The 20,855-nt window shown below is 62.9% G+C and carries 21 protein-coding genes; 7 read left to right on the top strand and 14 right to left on the bottom strand.

All coding sequences use genetic code 11. The features are described from left to right. From PQQ96_RS38130 to PQQ96_RS38120, 3 genes are all read left to right on the top strand, one after another. Positions 1-563 (top strand): spermine/spermidine synthase domain-containing protein (locus tag PQQ96_RS38130; RefSeq protein WP_459252147.1); only part of this gene is annotated, 563 nt, incomplete at its 5' end. Between the two features lie 114 nt (positions 564-677). Continuing rightward, the gene (locus PQQ96_RS38125) at positions 678-1,091 is read left to right on the top strand and encodes a VOC family protein (RefSeq protein ID WP_408302001.1); all 414 of its coding nucleotides are present in this window, start codon (positions 678-680) and stop codon (positions 1,089-1,091) included. A gap of 19 nt (positions 1,092-1,110) precedes the next feature. Beyond that, the gene (locus tag PQQ96_RS38120; protein ID WP_408301999.1) at positions 1,111-1,851 is read left to right on the top strand and encodes a 16S rRNA (uracil(1498)-N(3))-methyltransferase; all 741 of its coding nucleotides are present in this window, start codon (positions 1,111-1,113) and stop codon (positions 1,849-1,851) included. Positions 1,852-1,965: 114 nt separating this feature from the next. Here PQQ96_RS38120 and PQQ96_RS38115 read toward each other — a convergent pair whose 3' ends face one another. The 3 genes from PQQ96_RS38115 to PQQ96_RS38105 form a co-directional block, all read right to left on the bottom strand. Next, complete coding sequence (locus PQQ96_RS38115) at positions 1,966-2,526, bottom strand: barstar family protein (protein ID WP_408301997.1); 561 nt, start codon at positions 2,524-2,526, stop codon at positions 1,966-1,968. Between the two features lie 16 nt (positions 2,527-2,542). Next, positions 2,543-2,959: a ribonuclease gene (locus tag PQQ96_RS38110; protein WP_408301995.1), complete on the bottom strand. Its 417-nt coding sequence runs from the start codon at positions 2,957-2,959 to the stop codon at positions 2,543-2,545. 418 nt (positions 2,960-3,377) lie between these two features. Continuing rightward, positions 3,378-5,717 (bottom strand): NADP-dependent malic enzyme, encoded by a 2,340-nt coding sequence (locus PQQ96_RS38105; protein ID WP_408301994.1) that lies wholly within the window; start codon positions 5,715-5,717, stop codon positions 3,378-3,380. Positions 5,718-5,924: 207 nt separating this feature from the next. Between PQQ96_RS38105 and thiL the strand changes: the two genes are divergently transcribed. The 4 genes from thiL to PQQ96_RS38085 all read left to right on the top strand — a co-directional run bounded on the left by thiL (position 5,925) and on the right by PQQ96_RS38085 (position 8,634). After that, positions 5,925-6,923, top strand: a complete 999-nt coding sequence (gene thiL / locus PQQ96_RS38100) for a thiamine-phosphate kinase (RefSeq protein WP_408301992.1) — start codon at positions 5,925-5,927, stop codon at positions 6,921-6,923. After that, on the top strand, positions 6,913-7,485 hold the full coding sequence (locus PQQ96_RS38095) for a phosphatidylglycerophosphatase A family protein (protein WP_408301990.1): 573 nt from the start codon (positions 6,913-6,915) through the stop codon (positions 7,483-7,485). The genes thiL and PQQ96_RS38095 overlap by 11 nt, the downstream gene beginning before the upstream one ends. Before the next feature lie 94 nt (positions 7,486-7,579). Further along, entirely contained in the window at positions 7,580-8,080 is a 501-nt protein-coding gene (locus PQQ96_RS38090) for a CinA family protein (protein WP_408301988.1), read from the top strand. A gap of 41 nt (positions 8,081-8,121) precedes the next feature. Continuing rightward, positions 8,122-8,634: a cupin domain-containing protein gene (locus tag PQQ96_RS38085; RefSeq protein ID WP_408301986.1), complete on the top strand. Its 513-nt coding sequence runs from the start codon at positions 8,122-8,124 to the stop codon at positions 8,632-8,634. Between the two features lie 248 nt (positions 8,635-8,882). Here PQQ96_RS38085 and pyrF read toward each other — a convergent pair whose 3' ends face one another. The 11 genes from pyrF to PQQ96_RS38030 all read right to left on the bottom strand — a co-directional run bounded on the left by pyrF (position 8,883) and on the right by PQQ96_RS38030 (position 20,440). Then, on the bottom strand, positions 8,883-9,698 hold the full coding sequence (gene pyrF, locus PQQ96_RS38080; protein WP_408301985.1) for an orotidine-5'-phosphate decarboxylase: 816 nt from the start codon (positions 9,696-9,698) through the stop codon (positions 8,883-8,885). A 137-nt stretch (positions 9,699-9,835) separates the two neighbouring features. Continuing rightward, positions 9,836-10,888, bottom strand: a complete 1,053-nt coding sequence (locus PQQ96_RS38075; protein WP_408301983.1) for an aldose 1-epimerase — start codon at positions 10,886-10,888, stop codon at positions 9,836-9,838. 222 nt (positions 10,889-11,110) lie between these two features. Further along, positions 11,111-12,058 carry an SMP-30/gluconolactonase/LRE family protein gene (locus PQQ96_RS38070; protein ID WP_408302003.1) on the bottom strand — a complete coding sequence of 316 codons (948 nt, stop codon included), beginning with the start codon at positions 12,056-12,058 and terminating at the stop codon, positions 11,111-11,113. Further along, complete coding sequence (locus PQQ96_RS38065; RefSeq protein WP_408301981.1) at positions 12,049-12,849, bottom strand: SDR family NAD(P)-dependent oxidoreductase; 801 nt, start codon at positions 12,847-12,849, stop codon at positions 12,049-12,051. Before PQQ96_RS38065 ends, PQQ96_RS38070 begins: the two co-directional genes overlap by 10 nt. Positions 12,850-12,889: 40 nt before the next feature. Further along, a complete protein-coding gene (araH, locus tag PQQ96_RS38060; protein WP_408301979.1) occupies positions 12,890-13,906 on the bottom strand; it encodes an L-arabinose ABC transporter permease AraH in 1,017 nt (338 codons plus the stop codon). A gap of 54 nt (positions 13,907-13,960) precedes the next feature. Beyond that, entirely contained in the window at positions 13,961-15,496 is a 1,536-nt protein-coding gene (araG, locus tag PQQ96_RS38055) for an L-arabinose ABC transporter ATP-binding protein AraG (protein WP_408301977.1), read from the bottom strand. Between the two features lie 218 nt (positions 15,497-15,714). Continuing rightward, positions 15,715-16,713 carry an arabinose ABC transporter substrate-binding protein gene (locus tag PQQ96_RS38050; protein WP_408301976.1) on the bottom strand — a complete coding sequence of 333 codons (999 nt, stop codon included), beginning with the start codon at positions 16,711-16,713 and terminating at the stop codon, positions 15,715-15,717. 165 nt (positions 16,714-16,878) lie between these two features. Continuing rightward, on the bottom strand, positions 16,879-17,691 hold the full coding sequence (locus tag PQQ96_RS38045; RefSeq protein ID WP_408301974.1) for an SDR family oxidoreductase: 813 nt from the start codon (positions 17,689-17,691) through the stop codon (positions 16,879-16,881). Then, the gene (locus PQQ96_RS38040) at positions 17,688-18,368 is read right to left on the bottom strand and encodes a 2-dehydro-3-deoxy-6-phosphogalactonate aldolase (protein ID WP_408301972.1); all 681 of its coding nucleotides are present in this window, start codon (positions 18,366-18,368) and stop codon (positions 17,688-17,690) included. Before PQQ96_RS38040 ends, PQQ96_RS38045 begins: the two co-directional genes overlap by 4 nt. A gap of 36 nt (positions 18,369-18,404) precedes the next feature. Beyond that, positions 18,405-19,463, bottom strand: coding sequence for a 2-dehydro-3-deoxygalactonokinase (locus tag PQQ96_RS38035; RefSeq protein WP_408301970.1), 1,059 nt, complete (start codon positions 19,461-19,463; stop codon positions 18,405-18,407). Then, positions 19,460-20,440 (bottom strand): IclR family transcriptional regulator, encoded by a 981-nt coding sequence (locus PQQ96_RS38030; RefSeq protein ID WP_408301968.1) that lies wholly within the window; start codon positions 20,438-20,440, stop codon positions 19,460-19,462. Before PQQ96_RS38030 ends, PQQ96_RS38035 begins: the two co-directional genes overlap by 4 nt. Positions 20,441-20,855 lie beyond the last annotated feature (415 nt).

Here is a 20,855-nt window from a genome sequence, read left to right as displayed (position 1 = left end):
GAGCTGGAGCTGGAGCTGGAGCTGGAGCTGGAGCTGGAGCTGGAGCTGGAGCTGGAGCTGGAGCTGAGGCTGGAGCTGGAGCTGAGGCTGCGGTTGGGGCCGGAGCCGGGGCAGCAGATGCTCCTTCGGCCCCAGCGCAGTTCGACCTGGTCGTCTTCGACCTGACGCCGCCTGACTCGCCCGCCGCGGGCCTATACACACCGGACTTCTGCAGGCAACTCAAGCGCGTCATGAGCCCGACCGCCATGCTCTCGCTGCATCTCGGCTCGCCGTACTTCCATGCGGAGCGCGTCGCCTGCCTCCTCGACGATCTGCGCAACACCTTCGCCATCGTGCGCACAATGAGCACCTTCATTCCGTTCTACGGCTCGCTCTGGATGATGGCGACCGCCAGCGACACGCTCGACCCTGCCGCCCTCACCGTCGAAGCGCTCGCCGAGCGCCTAGCCGCGCGTCGAATCGGCGCGCTGAAGCACTACGACCCGGCCTTGAACGCCGGACTGTTCTCGGCATCCCGGTCCGTGCGCGATAAACTAAGTCAATTCTTAAAGCCATCAAGCTAACGCGTGGGCAAAATGCACGGTTCGGTCGGTACGCGCTATCGGTTTATTGATATGCGACTGCCCGCCTGGCCTCGCAGCATGCATCCCGCAAACCCAATAGATCCGGAGAACCCCATGACCGCCTCCCGCCCAGCCGGTGTGCCCTGGTTGACCCCCTATCTGACGGTGCGCGACGCGCGTGCCGCGACCGCGTTCTTCGAAGCGGCATTCGGCTTCGAGGTACGTGATAGCGTCCAGGACGACGGTGTCGTCATGCATGTCGAGATGACCTACCAAGGCCAGCTGATCGTGATGTTCGCGCCGGAAGGCGCGTTCGGCTCGGCGGCGAAAACACCCAAAAGAGCGGGCGCGATTGCGCCGCAATCGTTCTATGTCTATGTCGACGATGTCGACGCGGTTTACACGCGGGCGCTAGCCGCCGGCGCAAAATCGCTGAGCGAGCCACAGGATCAATTCTGGGGCGACCGGTTTGCCCAGGTCGAAGATCTGGACGGCTACCGTTGGGCGCTCGCTCGCCACCTTTCGTGAACTAATGAGTATTTTTCTGATGCCTCGCTTCTTCGTCGGTACGCCTCTCAAGCCCGACGACATCATGCAGTTGCCCGATGACGTCACGCGCCACATCCTCGTGCTGCGTTTGCAGCCCGGTGATTCGATCGTGCTTTTCAACGGTGAAGGCGGCGAATACAGCGCCGAACTCGTCGAGGTCGAGCGCCGCTCAGCCAAGGTGAGAATTCACGAATTCCGCAATATCGAAGTGGAAGCGCCGTATCATCTCACCCTCGCGCAGGGCATTGCCGGCGGTGACAAGATGGACTGGCTCATCGAGAAGGCGGTCGAACTTGGGGCGTCGTGTTTCGTGCCGCTGACCACCACGCGCAGCGTCGTGCGCCTTTCCGGCGATCGCGCGCAGCGGCGGCATGCGCACTGGCAGGGCATCGTGCGGGCGTCGTGCGAACAATGCGGGCGCAATCGCTTACCGGAAGTGATGCCCGTGCGTGAAATCGCCACATGGCAGGGTGCGCTGCCTCGCACGCCCGAAGAAGGCGAAATGCGCATTCTGCTGTCGCCGCGCGCCAGCATCAGTTTTTCGGCGCTGCCGGTCAATCCGCCGTTCGGGCGGGTGACCGTGCTGGTCGGGCCGGAAGGCGGCTTTTCGGCGGCGGAAGAAGCCGCTGCGACCGATCACGGATTTACCGCCGTGGGTCTCGGTCCGCGTGTGTTGCGCACGGAAACCGCCGGCATCGCCGTGCTCTCGGCGCTGGCAGCTCGCTGGGGCGCCTGGTAAGTCGACTTTCAAGCACCCAAAGCAAAGGCCCGCCAATTGGCGGGCCTTTCTCTTTGTTTTGCTACAGCGGACAGTGTTCAGGCAAGCCGCTCGGTCACCCTATTCGGGCCTACCTCACGCAAACGAATAAAACACCCGGAACGCGACCTTGCGCTCGGCCCAGAACTCGGCCGCTTCGCGGAACACGTCCAGCAGCGTCTCGCGCCCCTCCTTGTCGAATTTCTGTGCGACCGGCAACTGCTCGAGCACGATCACGAATCCGGGCTGCGCACCTGCCTTCTGGACCAGATCGGTTAGGCAATCGTAGAGCGCGTCGTAATTCTTGCCGAAATGCTTCGGAAACAGGAACGACGTAGCAATGGTCTCCAGCACTTCCTGTTTGGACTGAGCGTTCGCGCAGTACGCGTACAGAAAATGCTGGCCGAGTTGATTGGCTTCGTCAGCGAGATCCTGCACGCGAAACGCGCGGATCGACTGTACGATGTTCGGTCGTACGGTCTTGAAAAGACTCATGGGCTCCTCATTCGATGAAAGCACAGTGCCGGCTTCGCTCTGGGTATCCCTGCCCTGGTCGCCGGCGCGCATCCGCATGACGCGCTGGAACAAATTGCCGTCGCCGGCCGCGAAAAGATCCGTCGCGACTCCGGAGTCGTGCGCGTAGACGTTGTCGCTCATGCCGTTCATCCCGATGTCATTCAACAATACGATTAAAACTGGTGTAGTGGTCGTCCGAGTAATAACAGTTGTCGATCCGCTGTAGCGGACCTCCGCAGACGATGCGACGCGCCCCGCGGTTTCGTGAGCGAGGCGTCGGAACGGTGTATTCGTGGTAGTAGCCGCGCCGATGCGGCGGCAGCAACCGTTCGCGATTGCCGAATACGATGCCGTCCTTCTCATACGGGTAAGGCCCGCCCGCGGCAATCAAGTTCAATGTATTGACCGCTTCGCGCGGCAACTGCGCCGCCGCGATAGTGCCCTGCACCTGTGCTTGTGGTTCGGCGGGTGCCGTGTAGTCGCGCGCAAACGCGCCAGGCACGGAGCCCGATAAAGCGCAGAGCGTCAAAGCACCGATCAGCACGCCTTTAATGCGATGCCACTTGCGTGCCATGAATCAAGGTTCCCCGCTGTTAGATCACGAGTTTGACGACCATGAAAGTCGTAAGGGTATCGCTAAAACCCCACAGAATCAACGTTCACCGGACAGGCAAAAGCTTCGAATCGCGCGGAAAAGAGCCACAGAACAGGCTTTGACGACTTTTGACAGAATATTTAGCTTGTGCGAGCTAAAATTGACTTGGTGGAGCAAATGGAGCGAGCCTAAACCCACTGGCCGCCCGTTGCGCAGCCCATTCCCTGTAGTGAAAGCCTTACGATTCCTGCCATCTCTCGAAGGCGGAATGGCCTCATTCAGCTTTTTTTGGGTGGCTATCCCCAGTTCGCCCAGAGGCGTGCCCGTTGCAGGCACGCCTTCTTTTTTTGCATGGCGCTCAATCAGCCGGCGCCATGCCTGTCTCCCCGCCCAGCAATTAACGGGACGCGATCACGTCCGCCACCAGCAGCGCCGTCATGTTGACGATGCGGCGAACCGTAGCCGAAGCCGTCAGCACGTGCACCGGCTTGGCCGCGCCGAGCAGCATCGGACCAATCGCGATGTTGTTGCCCGCAGCGGTCTTCAGCAGGTTGTACGAGATGTTGGCCGCGTCGATGTTCGGCAGCACCAGCAGGTTCGCGTCGCCTTCCAGCGTCGAATCGGGCAGCACTTCGCGGCGCAGATTCGCGTCGAGCGCGAGGTCACCGTGCATTTCGCCGTCCACTTGCATTTCCGGCGCACGCTCGCGCAGGATTGCCAGCGTGTCGCGCATTTTCTGCGCGGTCGGCGCATTGCTCGAGCCGAAGTTCGAGTGCGACAGCAGGGCGACCTTCGGTTCGATACCGAAGCGACGCACTTCCTCGGCCGCCATGATCGTGATCTCGGCCAGCTGCTCCGGCGTCGGATCGACGTTCACATGCGTGTCGACCAGGAAAATCTGGCGGTTCGGCAACACCAGCGCGTTCATGGCCGCGTAGACCTTCGCGCCGGCTTTCTTGCCGATCACCTGATCGATGAAGTGCAGGTGACGATGCGTAGTGGACACCGTGCCGCAGATCATGCCGTCCGCCTCGCCCCGTTCCACCATCATCGCGCCGATCAGCGTGGTGCGGCGGCGCATTTCGAGCTTCGCCATCTGCTCGGTGATGCCCTTGCGGGACATCATCTTGTGATAGTGCTTCCAGAAATCGCGGTAACGCTCGTCGTGGTCGGTGTTCACGACCATGTAGTCCTGACCCGCGACCAGACGCAGGCCGTAACGCGCGATGCGCTGTTCGATCACCGCCGGGCGGCCGATCAGGATCGGCTTCGCGAGCTTTTCGTCGACGATGATCTGCATCGCACGCAGCACGCGCTCTTCTTCGCCTTCCGCGAACACAATGCGCTTCTTCTCCGGCTCGACGCTACGCGCCAGTTGGAAAATCGGCTTCATGGTCGTGCCGCTGTGATACACGAACTGCTGCAGATGCTGTTCGTAGGCTTCCATGTCCTCGATCGGACGCTCGGCGACGCCTGAATCCATTGCCGCCTTCGCCACCGCCGGCGCGACCTTGACGATCAGGCGCGGGTCGAACGGCTTCGGAATCAGATAGGCCGGACCAAACGAGAGATCCTGGATGCCGTAAGCCGTCGCGACGATATCGCTCTGCTCCTGGCGTGCCAGTTCGGCGATCGCGTTGACCGCCGCGATTTCCATTTCACGCGTCACCGTCGTCGCGCCCGCATCCAATGCGCCACGGAACAGGAACGGGAACACCAGCACGTTGTTCACCTGGTTCGGGTAGTCGGTACGGCCCGTGCACAGCACGGCGTCCGGACGCACTTCGAGCGCCAGTTCCGGCAGGATTTCCGGGGTCGGGTTGGCCAGCGCCAGGATCAGCGGCTTGTCAGCCATCTGCTTGACCATGTCCTGCTTCAGCACGCCACCGGCCGACAGGCCGAGGAAAATGTCCGCGCCGCCGATCGCTTCGGCCAGCGTGCGAGCGTCGGTTTCGCGTGCGAAGCGTTCCTTGTCCGGGTCCATCAGTTCGACGCGGCCCTTGTAGACCACACCGGCCAGGTCGGTGACGGTGATGTTTTCGAGCGGCAGGCCGATGTCGACCAGCAGATCCAGACACGCCAGCGCTGCGGCGCCCGCGCCTGACGACACCAGCTTGACCTGCTTGATGTCCTTGCCAACCACCTTCAAACCGTTGGTGATAGCCGCCGCGACTACGATGGCCGTGCCGTGCTGGTCGTCGTGGAAGACCGGAATCTTCATGCGCTTGCGGCATTCGCGTTCGACGATGAAGCAGTCCGGCGCTTTGATGTCTTCGAGATTGATACCGCCGAAGGTCGGCTCCAGCGCGGCGATCACCTCGACCAGCTTGTGCGGATCGGACTCGTTCAGCTCGATATCGAACACGTCGATGCCGGCGAACTTCTTGAACAGGACGGCCTTGCCTTCCATGACCGGCTTCGAGGCGAGCGGACCGATGTTGCCCAGACCCAGCACCGCGGTGCCGTTCGTGACGACGCCGACCAGGTTGCTGCGCGCGGTGAAACGGGCGGCGTTCAGCGGGTTTTCGACGATTTCCTCGCACGCGAACGCGACGCCCGGCGAGTACGCCAGCGCGAGGTCGCGCTGGTTGATCATCTGCTTGGTCGGAGCGATCGCGATCTTCCCTGGGGTCGGGAACTCGTGATAATCGAGGGCGGCTTCGCGGAGTTTGGTATTGACGGGAGTCGACATAAGGCGGGCTTCTAAGGGCGGATTAGAATAGATGTTCGACGGCATTGTAGCCCCAATTGGCGGCTCAATTCCTTCAATACGGGTACAACAGCCGCGACTGAAACATAGCGAAAGGCAGATGTGGCGTGCTTAGGGCCAACTACTCGTCGAATCGGAGTTGAGTGCGAATAGCGTGTTTACCCACGAGCATCCCCGTACAATGCGCGCCGTTCGCGGCTTTTCGTTGCACTTACCCGTTCCCCCATTGCCACCATGCTCTCCGAGTTTGCGCTAATCGATCGCTTCTTCGCCCGCCGCGCCGCCGCTGCGCCGTCCCGTGCTGCTGAAGGCGAGCTGGGCATCGGCGACGACTGCGCCCTGCTCGCGCCGCGCCCGGGGGAAATGCTGGCGATATCGACGGATATGCTGGTAGAAGGCCGCCATTTCTTTCCCGATATCGATCCTGAAGCGCTCGGTCACAAGGCGCTCGCGGTGAACCTGTCGGACCTGGCGGCGATGGGCGCGGAGCCGCTGGCGTTCACCCTGGCGTTCTCCCTGCCAAAGGCCGACGAGGCGTGGCTCGCCGCCTTTAGCAATGGCCTCTTCGCGCTGGCTGAGCGCTACGGCTGCGATCTGATCGGCGGCGACACGACTAGTGGACCGTTGAATCTGTGCATCACCGTGTTCGGCAGCGTGCGGCCGCAAGCCGCGCTGCGCCGCGACGCCGCGCAACCAGGCGACGACATCTGGATCTCCGGCACGCTCGGCGACGCACGCGCGGGTCTCGGCGTGCAGCGCGGCGAGTGGTCTGCCGATGCCAGCGACACTGCGACGTTTCGTCGCGCCCTCGAGCGTCCGGAGCCGCGCGTCGCCCTCGGTCTCGCGTTGCGAGGCATTGCACGTGCGGCGCTCGATCTATCGGACGGGCTCGCCGGCGACCTGCTGCACATCCTGGAACGCTCGAACGTGCAGGCCACCGTCGACGTCGACGCCGTGCCCCGTTCGGCCGCGCTGCGCCGCCTCCCCCCCGAGATCCAGCGGCGTTGCACACTAGCCGGCGGCGACGATTACGAACTGTGCTTCACGGCGCCGGTTACGGCACGCGCCGCAGTTGAAGCAGCCGGCAGCGAGGTGAATCTACCGGTCACCCGCATCGGTACAATAAGCGCACTTCAAACGGCGGCCGACCGCCCGGCGATCGCCTGGCGCGATGCCGCCGGCGCGCCGCTCACTCTGACGTTGCAAGGCTTTGATCACTTCCATGCAGACTGATCCCCCGCTGGTCCCCGCCGACGATCTGATCGGCAATCCGCAGCCCAACGCATCCGGCCCGGGCGGGCCGCGTCCTCAGCCGCGCCGCGCCACCGCGCGTTTCATGTTGTCGCATCCGCTGCACATTCTGTCGCTGGGTTTTGGCAGCGGCTTGTCGCCGATTGCGCCGGGCACGATCGGCACGCTGTTCGCATGGGCATCGTTCACCGTCTTGAGCCGTTACCTGACCGTGCTCGAGTGGGGCGTGCTGATTGTCGCGGGCTTTTTCGGCGGCATTGCGATTTGCGGCTTTACCGCGAAAAAGCTGGGTACCGACGATCCCTCGCCAGTCGTCTGGGACGAAATCATCGCGTTCTGGCTGGTGCTGCTGATGGTCACACCGGTCACGCTGACCGAGCAACTCTGGGCGTTCATTGTGTTCCGCTTTTTCGACATGGTGAAACCGCCGCCAATCGGCTATTTCGACCGCCGACTGAAAGGTGGCTTTGGCATCATGTTCGATGACCTGGTCGCCGCGTTTTTCACGCTGCTCGTGATTGCGCTCTGGCGCATGTCGGTTTAACCGCTGCCCGTTGGCCGGTGCCGGTTGGCTTTTGCCCACCCGCCACCGCCTACCGGTACCCCCGCAGCCGTTCCCCGTTTTCCGGATTGACGCCATGCCTACCGATTCCGTGGTTCACCAGCTCGCGATTCGCGTGAGCAACCGCCTGCGCGACGAGCGCCTGATGCTCGTCACCGCCGAATCCTGTACAGGCGGCATGGTGGCGACCGCGATCACCGATATTTCCGGCAGCAGCGGCTGGTTCGAGCGCGGCTTCGTCACGTATTCGAATCAGGCGAAATCAGAAATGATCGGTGTACCCGCCGAGCTGATCGACAAGCACGGCGCGGTCAGCGAACAGGTGGCGCGCGCCATGGCGGAGGGCGCGCTGCGCAACAGTCGCGCGCAGGTGTCGCTGTCGATTACCGGCGTCGCCGGGCCCGGCGGCGGCACTGAAACCAAGCCGGTCGGCATGGTGTCGTTCGGCTGGAGCAATCGGCTGCATACGTCCGTTGAAACCAAGGTCTTCAAGGGCGACCGCGAGAAGATCCGTGTGCAGGCCGCCGCGCACGCGTTGCGCGGCATGCTGGCGCTGCTCGACGAGCGCGAACATTAACTTCCGGTTCACAACCTGAGCCGCCGTCCACGATGCCCAACATGTCGACTTCGCACGCAGCCGAAGATGAGTTGATCCGCCGCTTCGACCTGAAGCCGCATCCGGAAGGTGGATTTTTCAGCGAGACGTACCGGTCCGCGGAGTCCGTACGCCGCGATGACGGTTCAGCGCAGACGCGCTCCGCGTCCACCGCGATTTACTACCTGCTCTGTGACGGCGCGCATTCGGCGTGGCATCGGATCAAGTCCGGCGAGGTCTGGCATTTTTATGCCGGCGAGCCCTTGAACGTCCACGTACTCGACGAAACGGGCGCGCTGATTACGCACAAATTGGGCAATGCGCTGACGCACTCGGATGCGGTATTTCAGGCCGTGGTGCCAGCCGGCCTGTGGTTTGCCGCGGAATGCGCGGACCCGGCGACGTTTGCGCTGGTGGGCTGCACGGTCGCGCCGGGGTTTGAATTTAGCGAGTTTGAGTTGGCGGATGTCGATGCGCTGAAAGCGCGATTTCCGCAGCACGCAGCGTTTATCGAGCGACTAGGGCCGTCCGCTTAAGCAGCGTCGACAACGGCAGAGCCTCAGATCGGCGGCCTAATCACCCGCACAACAAAGGCAGAGGCTAAAGCCGGCTTGCCAGACCGCCCCGACCAGACATGGAGGCCGCGGTCAGCAGCAGCACCAGGGTCTGCACACCGCAAAGGCTGGCGCCGTTTACCTGACCGGCCTCAACAAAAGCGAAGGCTCGGCCAGGTTGGCCCACCCGAGCAAAATCACGGGCCGTCGCTCACGACGGCCGCCGGCCATCATCGGAACGCATTGATCCGGTCACGCGTTTCCATCGCGGCTTTCGCTGCGGCCTCAGCGAAATCGTCGTCCTTGCCGGCGTAGATAATCGCCCGCGACGAGTTGATCAGCATGCCCGTACCGTTCGCCGTACGGCCAGCATTGACCGTCGCCTGAACATCGCCGCCTTGCGCACCGATGCCCGGAATCAGCAGCGGCATGTCACCGACGATTCCCCGCACCACTTCGATTTCCTTCGGGAAGGTCGCGCCGACCACGAGACCCAGTTGGCCGCTCGCGTTCCACTTGTCCGCCGCCAGTTGTGCAACGACCTGGTACAGCGGTCGCCCGCCCGTCTCCAGAAACTGCAGATCCGAACCGCCCGCGTTCGAGGTCCGGCACAAGACGATCACGCCCTTGCCTTCGTGCTCCAGATACGGCTCGATCGAGTCGAAACCCATATACGGATTCACCGTCACCGCATCCGCCTGATAGCGCTCGAACGCCTCGCGCGCGTACTGCTCGGCCGTGCTGCCGATGTCGCCGCGCTTCGCGTCCAGAATCACCGGCAGCCCCGGGTGGTTCGCGTGAATGTGCGCGATCAACTGCTCGAGTTGGTCTTCCGCGCGATGGGCGGCGAAGTACGCGATCTGCGGCTTGAACGACGACGCATACGGCGCGGTTGCATCGACGATGGTGCGGCAGAAGTCGAAAATCGCCTCGGGACGGCCCGCGAGCGCGCCCGGGAACTTGCTGGGCTCGGGATCGAGGCCGACGCACAGCAGCGAGTTCGTGCGCTGCCAGGCGTCGTTGAGTGTCTGGATGAAATTGGACATGTTGAGTCTCGCGGCGAGCCAATAACGGAAGAGGCGCGTATTTTACCCGCCCTGAGCAACAAGCCGCGGCCACGCGTCACACCAGTTCGGGCCGGGGCATGGCGGGTGCGCCGTGGCGCTCCGCCCCTGCTCGCCGGCTACTGCCGCCGTCGCGATCCGCGCCCACCCGGCATCGAGCGCAAACCCGTGCGCTCGACGGTGAAGCGGAACGTGCGCGTCAGGCGCTCGCCGCGTCCCAGCAGCGTCATCCCGTTCTCGCACGCGCCGCCGGCCAGATTCATCGCGTTGATCGGATGATCGACCGGTTCGAAGCAGAAGAAGTCTTCGCCCGGCGGCGTGTACAGGACGTAGTAGTCGGTGTCGGCGGCGATATTCAGCGACAAGCGCCGCTTCGGCCACACCACCGCCGCCTGCCCGCTCCAGCCCGTGAACGCGTGATTGACGATGATTTCCGGCAGCGGATACGCCACGCCGAATTGCCATGCGGGCGGTGCCGGCACGTGACGCACCGGCAGCCAGTCGTCGCCGGAGAGCCACAGGCCGCCGGCCGCGGCCGACAGTTCGGTATCCGCGTCACGCACGAAAAATGGATGCACGCCCAGCCCGAAAGGCAGCGCCTCGCGGCCGGCATTCTCGATGTCCAGCGTGATGACGAGTGTGGGGCCGTCCAGCTTATAGGTTTGCGTCGCGCGGAATGCGTACGGTTTGCCGTCATGGCGATCGAGCGTCAGACGGACGTTTTCCCGGTCAGACTCCGCGACCTGCCAGGCGGAGAGCCAGCCGTCGCCGTGAATCGGCAGGGGTTCGTCGGCGCGATTTTGCGGCACCTCGACTCGCCGCCCCGCCACATTGAAATGACCGCCGCCGATCCGGTTCGAATACGGCAACAGCGGATAGCAGGCCAGCTCGTTCGGCTGGGTATCCGTAGCAACATGACGGCAGCGCCGGAAAATCGGCGTGAGTGCGCCGTCGTTGCGCCAGTCGAAACGGGTGACGCCGCCGCCAAGCGTCGGCGCGACATCGAGGCGCAAATGCGCGTTGGCGAGCGTGATGCACGCGAGCTCGCCGCCGCTCGTCTCACCGACCGCAACCGCCGACGTACTGGGGCCCGGAAGCACCGGGTTGGCCGCCGCGTTGAGTCGCGCGCGCCGGCTCTGGGAAGAGGCGGAAACAGGATTCGCAACAGTCATATCTGGCTCCATCGAGAGGCGTGGGACGTTGCCGTCATTGCTGACGGATGCTCTTGGGCGATTTTTTTGCACCGGTCGCCTCTGGGTCCGAACTGCATGCTGCCGATTTGCTGCCGATCTGCTGGCACTGGGTTTGCAACACCCAACTGCTGATTTACGGTCAAAGCCACTGCACTACCATCCTCCGCTGCCGCCTCGAGACTGAGGCTGCGTCATTTTGCGCTAGGCGGGCGAGCCTTGGAACACCGGTTCCGGCAAACCCTGTCGTCCGGGTGTTGCGATAAACACACCGCCCGCGTGCGCATCGCTCGCGAGCGCAGCCGCGTCGAGATCGATGCGCGCACTCGTGATGTACAGCGTGTCCAGTTGCGCCGGCCCCGCAGGAAGACCGCTTGAGGGACCGCCGAACGCGACGCAACTCGGCTGCGCGGTCGGCACGTCGACGCGTTCAGTTTCCACCCCGTCGGGACCATATCGCACCACTCGCCTGCCGCCCCATTGCGCGTTCCACAAACCGCCGTCGCAATCGACGGTCGAGCCGTCCGGCTCGCCGGTCGCGTCAGTCAATGTCGTGAATATGCGGTCGTTGGCGATACTGCCGTCCGCGCGATAGTCGCAGACGCGGATTTCACGCGTCGGCGAATCGCAGTAGTACATCGTCCCGCCGTCAGGACTGAACGCGATGCTGTTCGAGATCGCCGGTGCGGGTAGCGGCAAACGCTCCAGCGACAAATCATGATTCAGCCGATAAAACCCGCCGATCGCTTGCAGCGGTGAGCCTTCGTCTTTCGTGCCGAATACGAAGCGGCCCTGACGGTCGCAGCGGCCGTCGTTCACGCGTGTGTTCAAGCCCGCTTCGACGTCGACGACATGCTGCGTCACGCCAGTTGCCACATCGAAGAACGCCAGATGCGTCGCCAATCCGAGCAGCAGGTACCGCGGATCCGCGCACAACGCGAAGGTGGCGAGACGCTCGGACATGAGCCAGGACATGCTTTGTCCGTCGCTCGGGTCATAGCGCCACAGCCGCGCGCCTTCGATATCGGTCCAGTAGAAACGGCCCGTTCTTGCGCACCACGTCGCGCCCTCCCCGAGCGTGCATTGCGTGTCGAGCAGCAACGCCGCGCGAGGCGCTGGCAGCCCTGTACGCACACCCGCACTCACGCCCAGCCTCCGTCGACCACCAGGTCCTGCGCGGTGATCATCCTGCTGTCGTCGGCGGCGAGGAACAGCGCCATGCGGGCGAGATCGGCGGGCTGCAGTTCAGCGTCGATGCACTGGCCTTCCTTGATCGAACGACGGCCCGCATCGTCGAGCCACAAACGCTTCTGCTTCTCCGTCATCACCCAGCCCGGCACCAGCGTATTGACGCGGATGTTGAAGTGACCGAGGTCACGCGCGAGACCGCGCGTCAAACCCTGCACCGCCGATTTCGACATCACGTACACCGGATAGCCGCCGTTCTTCAGCATCCAGCTGATCGAGCCGAGATTGATGATCGACCCGGCGTTGGCGGCTTTCATGTCCTCCATCACCGCTTGTGCCGCGAAGAACTGGTGACGGATATTCACCGCGATGCCAGCGTCGAAAAACTCACGCGTCACTTCGCCGATCGCGTGGCGTTTGTCATTCGCCGCGTTGTTCACCAGCACCTGAATCGGGCCGAGGGCAGTCTTCACGTCGGCGATCGCTCTCTGCAGCGCGTCGACGTCGGTCAGATCGCATGGCAGGAACAGCGGCTTGTGTTTCGAATCGCCGAGTTCATCGGCGAGCGCTTCACCCGCAGTCGCATCGATATCGAAGAACGCGACGCGCGCACCCTGCGCCGCGAAATGCTCGACGAACGATGCGCCGATACCGGTCGCGCCGCCCGTGATCAATACCGTTCGGTCGACGAGACTCGGATAGCGGGCAAACGTGCTGTCCGCGAGACGGTCGTTTGCATTGGCCGGAGACAACATCGTTCGATTCCTTTTAGAGCAAAGTGAGTGAGTCGCGGGATTAGTCGCGCGAGCCGCGGTTCTTCAACTGGTCGAGCAACACAGCGGCGAGCAGAATCGCGCCGCGCACGAGGTACTGGTAGAACGCGTCGATGTTCATCAGGTTCATCACGTTCTCGACCGTACCCATGATCAGCACGCCGATCACGACACCGGAGATCGTCGCGCGACCGCCGAGCAGCGACACGCCGCCCAACACGCAGGCCGAAATCACGTTCAGTTCGAAGCCTTCCGCCGCATTCGGCTGACCCGACGTAATCCGCGAAGCCAGAATCACGCCGGCCAGCGCGGTAACAGCGCCTTGAACCAGGAAGATATAAACGCGCGTGCGTTCGACATTGATACCGGCAAGACGCGAAGCTTCCGGATTACCGCCGATAGCCAGCGTATTACGGCCGTACACGGTCTGATTGAGCATCACGCCGAACACGATGAAGCACAGCAGCGTGACCCAGATCGGCAGCGACACGCCGAAGAAGCTCAAGCCGCCCAGCGCGATAAACGTATCCGACGACACGCCCACTGCCTGACCGTGCGACACGATAAAGCCGAGACCGCGGACGATTTCCATCGTCGCGAGCGTCGTGATCAGCGCGTTGATGCGCAGATACGCAATCACCGCGCCGTTGACGAAGCCGATCACCGCACCCGCTGCCACGGCGGCAATGATCGCGATGAACGTATTGCCCGTGGCGTTCAGCACCATCGCGCACAACACACCGGCGAACGCGACCGTCGAACCCACCGACAAGTCGAAATCGCGCGAGGCCAGACAGAACATCATCGTGCACGCGACCATGCCGATCTGCGAGATCGATAGTGCGAGACCGAGCATGTTCTCGATCGAGAAGAAGTGATCGACCGTCAGCGACATCGTGATGAACATCACGACGAAGATCAGAATCAGGCTGTACTCGGTGAGCTGCTGCCACCATTTCGCCTTGTCGTTCGACTGCGGAATCAGCGCTTCGGCCGCGCCTTTGGCGGCTTGTTGCGCGAGGTTTTCTCTGGCTTGCATGTTGAAGACTCCTCCCGTTCCCCACGGGTTGCCGGACTTTCGTCCAAATAATGTTCAGGCCGCTTGCTCAGTGGCTGCGGTTCCTGGCAGCGCGGTCGAGCTTTGCGGCAACGCGAGGCTCAACACCGTTTGTTCCGTGGCTTCCTTGCGTGACAGCTCACCGGAAATCCGTCCCTGACGCATCACGACAATCCGGTCGGACACGCCGAGCACTTCCGGCAATTCCGACGAAATCATCACGATCGCGCAGCCACGTTCGGCAAGCTGATAGATCACGTTATAGATCTCATGCTTCGCGCCGACGTCAATCCCGCGCGTCGGTTCGTCGAGAATCACCACCTTCAGATCAGGCTCGGCCAGCCAGCGCGACAGAATCGCCTTTTGCTGGTTGCCGCCCGACAGGAAGCGAATCTTCTGGCGGCGGCTCGGCGTCTTGATCTTCAGCAGCTTAATAAAACGGTCGGCGGTTTCCGCTTCTTTCTTGCGATCGAGGAACATCCCCGCGCGCAGGTAGTGGCGGCGGCAACTGATATTGATGTTCTCGGACACGGTCGCCATTGCGACAATGCCCTCTTCCTTGCGGTCTTCCGGACACAGCACGATGCCGTGCCTGATCGCCTCGCCGGCACTGCGCACTTTGATCGGCTTGCCGTCAAGCACGATTTCGCCGGCCTTCTTGTGATCGGCGCCGTACACCAGATGCATCAGTTCGCTGCGGCCCGCACCCACCAGGCCGAAGAAGCCGACAATCTCGCCACGCCGCACCTCGAAGCTGGCCGGTTGCGCAAGCGCATGACCTTCGATCGCCTTCACCGCGAAGCGTACGTCGCCGAGCGGCCGCGCTGAATAACTATAGATGTCGGCGATTTCACGTCCGACCATTTCGCTCACGATGGTGTCGCGCGACACGCCTGTCAGGGTCGGATGCGAGGCGATCTTGCGGCCGTCGCGGAAAATCGTGCAGGCGTCGCATAGCTCGTAGATCTCGTCCATGCGATGCGAGATGTAGATCATCGCGCGGTTGTCGGCGCGCAGATCGCGCACCAGCTTGAACAGCACTTCGGTCTCGCGATGCGACAGCGAGCTGGTCGGTTCATCCAGTGCGATCACGCGTGCATTACGCAGCAGCGCCTTGCAGATTTCGACCATCTGCCGTTGCGCGATCGAGAGCTTCCTCAGCTTCGCGTTCGGATCCAGCGCCACACCCATCGCTTCGAGGCGTTCACGCACGAAGCGCTTGGCTTCGCGTTTGTTGACCCAGCCGAGCGAGTTCGGCAACTGTCCGAGCAGCAGGTTTTCCGCGACCGTCAGATCGGGCACGTATTGCAGTTCCTGGTGAATCACCGCGATCCCCGCCCCGATCGACGATGCCGCGCTCGTGAAGCGCACCTCGTTGCCGTCGATCATCACGCGGCCCGAATCGGGCTGATATTCACCGCCGAGAATCTTCAGCAGGGTCGATTTTCCTGCGCCGTTTTCGCCCATCAGGCCGTGCACCTGGCCGACGTTGACGTCGAAGGACACACCGTCGAGCGCGCGCACGCCTGGAAAGACCTTGCCGATATTGTCAAAACGTAGCGTCGCTGACACTTCGCCTCCTATGTCGACCAGAGTTAGCGCTTCAGTGCTTACTCTGGCCCCATGCAAGTTAGTTGCTGCTTCGTGTGAACCGTGCTTCTTTGGGTGCCGCATGGGCACCAAGCGTGGTCTGTCTCAACTACTCTTCTTGTATTGCTGGTGCCGGTGCGCCCAATCCTTGGAGAAACGACGCACCGGCAGTTCACTTCATTTACCTACGCTACCGCCACTTAATTTGCCGCGAGGCCCATCTTCTGGCGCACATCAGCGACGTTGTCACGCGTCGCCAGCATGCCGGTCGTCAGCGTGAGCATCGGCGGTTCCTTGCCTTGGGTGATCCAGTCGTACATCAGCGTCGAGGTTTCTTCGCCGTGACGCTTCGGGCTGATGATGACCGTGCCGTAGAAACCGGTCGGCGACGGCTTCTTGAACTCGTTCATGGCCGATTCCGAACCGCCGATACCGATACCGATCATGTTGTCCGCCTTGAAGCCGCGGCCTTCCGCTGCGCGCACCGCGCCGAGCACGCCTTCGTCGTTCAGCGCATAAGCCACCCAGTGCTTGAACTGCGGGTTCTTCGTCAGCGCGATGTTGGCGGCGTTGAAGGCGTTTTCCGTATCGGTCTTCGCTTGCGGCGCTTCAACCACGTTGGCCTTCGGGAAACCGGCGGCGACGAGCGCGTCGGTTGCACCGGTGGTGCGGTCAACCGCGGTGGGCAACTGGTTGTAGGTCACGTCGATCGCGCCGACGTCCTTCATGTCCCAGCCGCGCTTCTTGATTTCCGCGGCGAGGCCATCGCCCACCTGCTTGCCGATGTTGTACGCCGAGATGCCCATATGCGGTACCGATGCGATCGGCTTGCCCGCGCCATCGACGAGGCGGTCGTCCACCGTCATCATCTTCAGGCCGTCGGCCTTCGCCTTGGCGACGATGCCCGGTCCGAGCTTGACGTCAGGCGTGCAGATCACAAAGCCTTGTGCTTTCTGAGCCGCCAGATTGTCGATTGCACTCATCACCTTCTCGCCCGACGGCGCGCCGATCTTCACCAGCGTGAAGCCCTTTTCCTTGGCAGCGATTTCGGCGAACTTCCATTCGTCCTGGAACCACGGTTCTTCGGGCTGCTTCACGAGGAAGCCGATCTTGACCGGATCCGCGGCTTGCGCCACCGGTGCGTTGAAGAGCACACCCGTCGCCGCTGCTGCCAGCGTGAGGAAAATTCTTCGTTTCATAATGCGTGTCTCCTGACTAATTGATAACGAGAAGGTATCGGCCGCGTCTTCTTGTACCGGTGATGACACACGCGGCCAGCGCGTCGTCCGGTGAAACCTGGGTGCCAGTTACTGCTCGCTCCTGCTGCTTGTTCCTGCTGCTTGTTGCCAGCTGGTCTGCTACGTTCAGTCGTGATACAGCGCCGAGCGACCGCCATCCACGGTGATGCAGGTGGCGTTGATGAACGGCGCTTCATCCGAGGCCAGAAACACCGCCGTCATCGCCACCTCTTCCGGGCGGCCGATGCGCTTCATCGGTTGCAGATCGAGCGTCGCCTGTTGCGCGGCGGCCGGATCGGCTTGTTCGTTCCACCAGTCATGCGTCAATTGCGTTTCGATGTACCCCGGCGCGATTGCGTTGACCCGCACATTGCGCGGTGCGTACTCGATGCCGAGCGCACGCGTCAAACCGAGCACGCCATGCTTCGCGACCGGGTACGGAAAACATCCCGGGATGATCTTGAACGCGTGCGTTGACGCGATATTCACGATGCTGCCCGCGCCGCGTTCGACCATGCCCGGCAACACCGCGCGACAGCCGTTCCAGACGCCGTCGAGATCGACCGCGAAGCAACGGCGCCAGTCGTCGTCTGTCATCGTCAGCGGGTCGCAGAACACGTTGATACCGGCGTTGTTGACCAGCACGTCGAGCGCGCCGAACGCGTGTTCCGCCTCGCTCACGGCATGCTGGACCGAGGCCGATTGCGTCACGTCGGTCTGCACCGCGAGCACCTTTGCTTCGCTAGCTCCGCTCGGTCCACATGTGTCACTTGCACCGATCGCCGCACGGATTTCGCGCGCGGTTCGCTCGGCCATTTCGATATCCAACTCCGCCAGCACAACCGCCGCACCCTCGCGCGCAAACGCGAACGCGATCGCCGCCCCGATGCCGCGCCCGGCGCCGGTGATCAACGCGACTTTGTCGGCGAGCCGCTTCATTTCTTTGCACCTGCGCGGGCGATGCGCAACCCGTTGATGAACGCCTTCGCATGCGAGGCCGTCACCGCCACGCTCTGCCCCGGCTTGTAAAGCGCCGAGCCAAGGCCGAAACCGTTCGCGCCGGCACTCAGGAATGGACCCATGTTGTCCGGCGTGATCCCACCGACCGGCACCAGCGGCACTTCCGCCGCGATCACCGCGCGCCAGGCTTTCACGACGTGGCAGCCGAGTTGTTCCGCAGGGAACATCTTCAGCACGTCAGCACCGTTTTTCAGTGCGATAAAGGCTTCGTTCGGCGTCGCCACACCCGGCGCGCAGGCCATGCCTTGCGCTTTCGCGGCACCGACGACCTCCGGATCGCTATGCGGCATGACGATCAGTTCGCCGCCCGCCGACTTCACGTCGTTGACAAAACTCGAATGCAGCACCGTGCCCGCTCCAACGATCGCATCGGCCGGCAACGCTTTGCGGATCGCCGCGATGCTGTCGAACGGCTGCGGCGAATTCAACGGCACTTCGACGATGCGAAAGCCGGCTTCGTACAGCGCCTGAGCGTGCTCGGCGGCATCCGCGGGCGTCACGCCACGCATGATCGCGATCAGCGGACAGATCTCGAACGCCGCGATCAGACCCGCGTGCGGCATGTACGGGGCGGGCAGATTGATGTGAGGTTGCATGTCGATTCCTTGTTTCGTGGGCGGCGGCGCTGCCGGTCAGCCGGCGTGCGCCGCTTGGGGCGTGGGATTAACAAGCCCTGCCTGGGTGGCGACGCGCCACAAGCCGCGCTCGGTGGCGTGCTTCACCAACTCCGCATGAACGCAGCCGAATTGCGCCAGTGCTACGCGATAGCGTTCGCACAGCGCCTCATTTCCGATCAGGCGCAAGTGCTGCCCGGCGAGCGAGGTGTGCTGTTGTTTGAGCACGGCTTCGAGACCGGCCAGTTCGTGTCCGATCAGCAGGCCTGACAAATAGTCCGGCTGCTGTTCGCGCGAGAGTTGTCCGGTTAGACCGAGCGTGCGTGCGCTGAATACGGTGGCCAGCATGCCCGCCTGACCTCGGTCGCGCGCGATGTCCACGCCATGCAGGAATGCATCGGTATCCGGACGGTCAGGCGTCACCATCGTGCGACCTAGGATGGTGTGCTCGCGCAACGCCGCGAACACTTCACCGGTCATGAAGGTATGGAAACGTTCGATACGGCCCGCCTGCACAACGGCCCATTTCGCGTGGGTGCCAGGCAAGCCGATCAGTGCGCGCTTGCCGTTGTCCGCGGCGCCCGTATCCTGACCGAGTGCGCCGAAGATCTGGGTTTCTTCGCCGCGCATCACATTAGGCAGTTCACCACGCTGCAAGACGCCCGGCACGATGTGCAGCGTCGCGCCGCACGCGGCTTTCACGCGCACGATGCCGGCCACTAGCGCATCGGCATTCGCCGGCGCGTCGACATACGGTACTTCGACCCAACCTTGTGCGCTGCCGACCATGCCGGCCGCGATGACCGGCACAGTGGGTGACTGTTCGAGCCAGGCACCGCACGTGTCGTCGAATGCGGCGTCGAAGCCGCCTTGCTCAGCGCTATGGGGCAAATTCATGATGCCGGCCGTCGATGCCCGCGTCGCCAGCACTTCGCCGGCCGCGTCGTACAGATACGCGCGTAGCGACGTCGTGCCCCAGTCGAGCGCAATGAGCGCTGCGTGCTGGAAGTTGGCATCGGCGGCCGAGGCGTTGTTCACCGGATTGACCGCTTGCGTGTGAGAACCCGCTTGCTTCATCGCTTGATCCTGCGGGTTGCCGGTTGCGGGGCACGCCAACCGAGTTCTTCCGAGATCGCGCGCGCTTCGCGCTGCACGACCGGAATCAGTTCATCCATGCGTTCGAGCGACATATACGGAATCGTGCTCGCCACCGACAGCGCCGCCACCACCGCGCCCGATGCATCACGCACCGGCGCCGCGACGCAACGGATCGACGCTTCGTTCTCTTCGAGGTCGAAGGTGTAGCCGCCGGCCGAGTAGTTAGTCATGCGTTGCATGAAGGTCTGCGCGTCGGGACGGTTATCCGGCTTGAAACTGACGCTGGCGAGCGCGCGCCGCGAGGCTTCGAAAAGCGACTGCCAGACGTCCGGTGTGAGGTCGAGCATCATGGCCTTGCCGATGCCCGTCGACGCCAGCGGCATCCGGTGGCCGACGCGCGAGCGCATTTCGAGACCACGGGTGCCTGGGATCTTGTCGATGTACAGCACGTCGTCGCCGTCGCGCACGCCGAGGTGGATCGTGTCGAGCGTCTGCTCCGCGAGCGATTCGAGATGCTGACGCGCGACCGCAGTGAGCGGCATCTGTTCGAGCGCGATGGTGCCCAGTTCGATCAGCTTCGGGCCGAGCAGATAGCCGCCTTGCACTTGCCGCAGATAGCGCGCCTGCACGAGGCTGCTCACCAGCCGATGCGTGGTGCTGCGGGTCGTGCCGAGCGCGGCGCCGAAGGTGCGCAGATCGCGCACGCCGGCGGCGGCGGCTTCCAGAATCGCGAGACCGCGCAGCAGCGTTTGCGTGCCGGCTTGCTGCGGCGTGACGTCGAGCAGCGTGCTGGGCAAGGCGATTTCGTCGGCCACGGGGGGATGCTGGGCGCTGGCGCGCTGTGCTTTAGCGGCGTTGGCAGCCCGCTGCTGCACTGCGCTGGAAGCGTGATTGGTCTGCGGCGCCAGAGCGGCTTCGGGCTCGCTTACGGTATGAGTGGGCATCGCTTTGTTCATGGCGATTGGCTCTTGGATGGTTTTTTGCGCTTACAGCGCGGGGCCGGAGAGGAGGCCTGATTTGCTCGCTGCGCAGTGCGTGTTGCCAGTGGCGCGAGCATGCGGTTGCTGCCTTTGGGTCTTAGGCATGGTTTGGCTTGTCTCCGGTTTTTTTCTTGCTGTCGCTGGTCGTGGCCGGTTTTTCTAGCTCACGGTGCGTGTTGAACTGGATTGTAGGGCGGTTTTCTAGAAAGCTCCAATATGTGAGTGTTGGATTCATATAATGGGATTTTTGCCTTGCCGGGGGCTGGGTTTTTGTCTGTGTTTTTTCTGGGGTTTGGTTATTTGTGGAGCGTTTGCCTGCGGGGTGCTTGTTTCGTCTGTATGCCTGTGGGGTTGGCCTTTCCTTGTTTTCTTAGTGGTCTATTAGCGTCGC

The sequence above is a fragment of the Paraburkholderia sediminicola genome (assembly GCF_046027825.1).
Taxonomy (GTDB): domain Bacteria; phylum Pseudomonadota; class Gammaproteobacteria; order Burkholderiales; family Burkholderiaceae; genus Paraburkholderia; species Paraburkholderia sediminicola_D.
The sequence above is the reverse complement of the archived record's forward strand: the minus strand, read 5'-3'. Positions and strand labels throughout refer to the sequence as shown.